This is a genomic window from Aeromicrobium sp., from assembly GCF_036675695.1.
Taxonomy (GTDB): Bacteria; Actinomycetota; Actinomycetes; order Propionibacteriales; family Nocardioidaceae; genus Aeromicrobium.
In genome coordinates, this window is the sequence record NZ_JAKFEL010000039.1 from 1 (window position 1) to 2,695 (window position 2,695).

Annotated in this window: 4 protein-coding genes; 3 read left to right on the forward strand and 1 reads right to left on the reverse strand. The window is 65.1% G+C overall.

Going from position 1 to position 2,695, the window contains the following annotated elements; genetic code table 11:
• Positions 1-22 precede the first annotated feature (22 nt).
• Positions 23-535 carry an inorganic diphosphatase gene (locus V6M39_RS02105; RefSeq protein ID WP_442880656.1) on the forward strand — a complete coding sequence of 171 codons (513 nt, stop codon included), beginning with the start codon at positions 23-25 and terminating at the stop codon, positions 533-535.
• Between the two features lie 41 nt (positions 536-576).
• Positions 577-1,752, forward strand: a complete 1,176-nt coding sequence (locus V6M39_RS02110; RefSeq protein WP_332642004.1) for a PQQ-dependent sugar dehydrogenase — start codon at positions 577-579, stop codon at positions 1,750-1,752.
• On the opposite strand, the gene V6M39_RS02115 is transcribed toward V6M39_RS02110, so the two are convergent.
• Positions 1,749-2,366 carry a TetR/AcrR family transcriptional regulator gene (locus V6M39_RS02115; RefSeq protein ID WP_332642005.1) on the reverse strand — a complete coding sequence of 206 codons (618 nt, stop codon included), beginning with the start codon at positions 2,364-2,366 and terminating at the stop codon, positions 1,749-1,751. The two genes, V6M39_RS02110 and V6M39_RS02115, sit on opposite strands and share 4 nt — an antisense overlap.
• A gap of 75 nt (positions 2,367-2,441) precedes the next feature.
• Here V6M39_RS02115 and V6M39_RS02120 point away from each other — a divergent pair.
• On the forward strand, positions 2,442-2,695 hold a 254-nt coding region (locus tag V6M39_RS02120; protein ID WP_442880655.1), incomplete at its 3' end, for an NAD(P)-binding protein.

The following is a 2,695-nucleotide window of genomic DNA, read 5'->3' on the forward strand; positions in this document are numbered from 1 at the left end:
GCGCCCCGCGCTCGCCGCCACCATTCGACAGCCGGAGGCACCCGTGATTTTCGACGTCACCGTTGAGATCCCCAAGGGCAATCGCAACAAGTACGAGGTCGACCACGAGACCCATCGCATCCGCCTTGACCGGACGCTGTTCACCTCGACCCAGTACCCCGCCGACTACGGCTTCATCGACAACACGCTCGGTCTCGACACCGATCCGCTCGACGCGCTCGTGCTGCTGTCGGAGCCGACGTTCCCCGGCTGCGTCATCGCTTGCCGCGCGATCGGCATGTTCCGTATGACCGACGAGGCCGGCGGAGACGACAAGGTGCTCTGCGTGCCTGCGTCCGACCCGCGCCAGGAGCACCTGCGCGACATCCACCACGTACCTGAGTTCGACCGGCTCGAGATCCAGCACTTCTTCGAGGTCTACAAGGACCTCGAGCCGGGCAAGTCCGTCGAAGGCGCCAACTGGGTTGGCCGCGTCGAGGCTGAGGCCGAGGTCGCCGCCAGCTTCGAGCGCTTCAAGGTCAACGGCGGCTACTGATCCGAGTCGCGCGTGACCCCGGTCGCGCGCACACTGGAGAGATGAAGGCACGCTCGGTCGCATTCATCGTCGCGTCGGCACTGACCGTGCTGACCTTGACCGCCGTGTCGAGCCCCAGCCAGGCGGCACCGCCTTCCCTCGACGTCGAGGTGCTCGAGGATGGTTTGAGCATTCCGTGGGATCTCACCTTCCTGCCCGACGGTGCGATGCTCTTCACCCAGCGCGACCTCAAGACCGTCACGCTTCGCAAGACCAACGGCGACACCAACGTGGTCCTCACCTCGCTTGCAGCGAACGCGCAGGGAATGTGGAACAACGGCGAGACAGGCCTGATGGGGATCGAGGCCGACACCACGGACTCGACCGGGCTCACGTTCTTCACGTGTCACGGCTACAAGTCCGGGACGACCCAGGACGTGCGCGTCGTACGGTGGCGCCTCAACGCCGAGCGGACCAGCGCGACGTTGGACCGCACGCTGTTCGGCGGGCTCCCGTCGACCACCGGCCGACACGGCGGATGCGCGCTGCTCAAGGGCGGCTCGTACGCCCTGTACGTCGGAACAGGAGACGCCGCCACCGGCAAGAACCCACAGAGCAGGACGTCGGGAGGCGGCAAGGTGCTGCGGGTCGACACGCGTACCGGCGCGGGCTGGTCGACCAACCCCTACATCTCTTCGAGCGTCGCGATGAAGCGGCGACTCTTCACATACGGACACCGCAACGTGCAGGGACTCGCCCGCCACAGCAGTGCCCGTGTCTGGTCGGTCGAGCATGGGAGCTATCGCGACGACGAGGTCAACGCACTGGTCTCGGGCGGCAACTACGGCTGGAATCCGGTACCACGCAGGGCGGGAGATCCGAGCTACAACGAGGGATCCAACTCACCCATGACCGACTATGCGATCAAGGGGACCCAGCGCGGAGCCGCATGGAGGTCCGGCGACCCCACCGTGGCGACCAGCGGAGCGACGTTCCTCTACGGCAGCATGTGGGGCGAGTACGAGGGTCGTCTCGCCGTCACTGCGCTCAAGGACCAGTCGCTGCGCATCATTCCGGTCACCTCCAAGTACGACCTCGGGTCGTCAACGAGACCGCCGGCGCTCAACGGCACGTTCGGTCGTCTGCGCGCTGCGGTGCAGGGACCGGACGGGGCGCTCTACCTCACGACCTCGAATGGTGGGGGCACCGACAAGATCCTGAGGGTCACACCGAACTAAGCGGTTTTGGCTCCACCGCTGAGCAACGTGCGCATCGTGTCGGCGAGCACGCCGATGTCGACGGAGCTGTCGAGCGAGCGGAGGGCGGCGAGGCCGATGCCGAGGCTCAGCAACACAGTCGCCGCCTGCTCTGCCGGCATCTTGAGCTCGATGCCGGCTTCCTTGGTCACGTGACGCACCAGGTCAGCTGCAGCCGCGACGATCTCGCGATGACGCTTCTTGAGCTCGGAGGCGACGTACGGGCTCTGGCGGGCGACCGCGGCGAACTCGACTTCGAGAGCCGTCCAGCTCGGCTTGCCGACACCCTCTTGTGCCCACGCAGCAAACGCGTCGATGCGGCCTTCGAGATCGGTTCCCTGGGTGAATGCCGTGACGACCCCATTGATCTGCTCGTCGTGGATGCTGTCGAGCACGGCCATGCAGAGTTCTTCCTTGCCGGCGAAGTTGGAATAGACCGCCCCCTTGGAGAAGCCGGCCCGCAGCGCGACCTTGTCGAGCGAGGTCGCGGCATAGCCGTCAGTCAGGAACATCTCGCGGGCGACGGCGATCAGGCTCTCACGGGTCTGCGCCTGTCGTTCGGCCCTGCTGACAGTGCGAACCTCATTCACAGTCATCGTTGCCCTCCGCTCCCGACGCGGTCTGCGTCACATTCATTGGCAAGCATTCCAGATACCGATAGTATCCGAAACGTGATCAAAAAGGACATCGTCATCATCGGCACCGGCTTTTCGGGCATGGGCGCCGCTATGAAGCTTCGCGACTCTGGCCGCGAGGACTTCGTCGTCCTTGAGAAGGCACATGATGTCGGAGGCACCTGGCGCGACAACACCTACCCCGGCTGCGAGTGCGACATCCCCAGCCACATGTACTCGTTCTCGTACGAGCTCAACAACGAGTGGAGCAAGAGCTTCTCGGGCCAGGAAGAGATCTGGGCCTACATGCG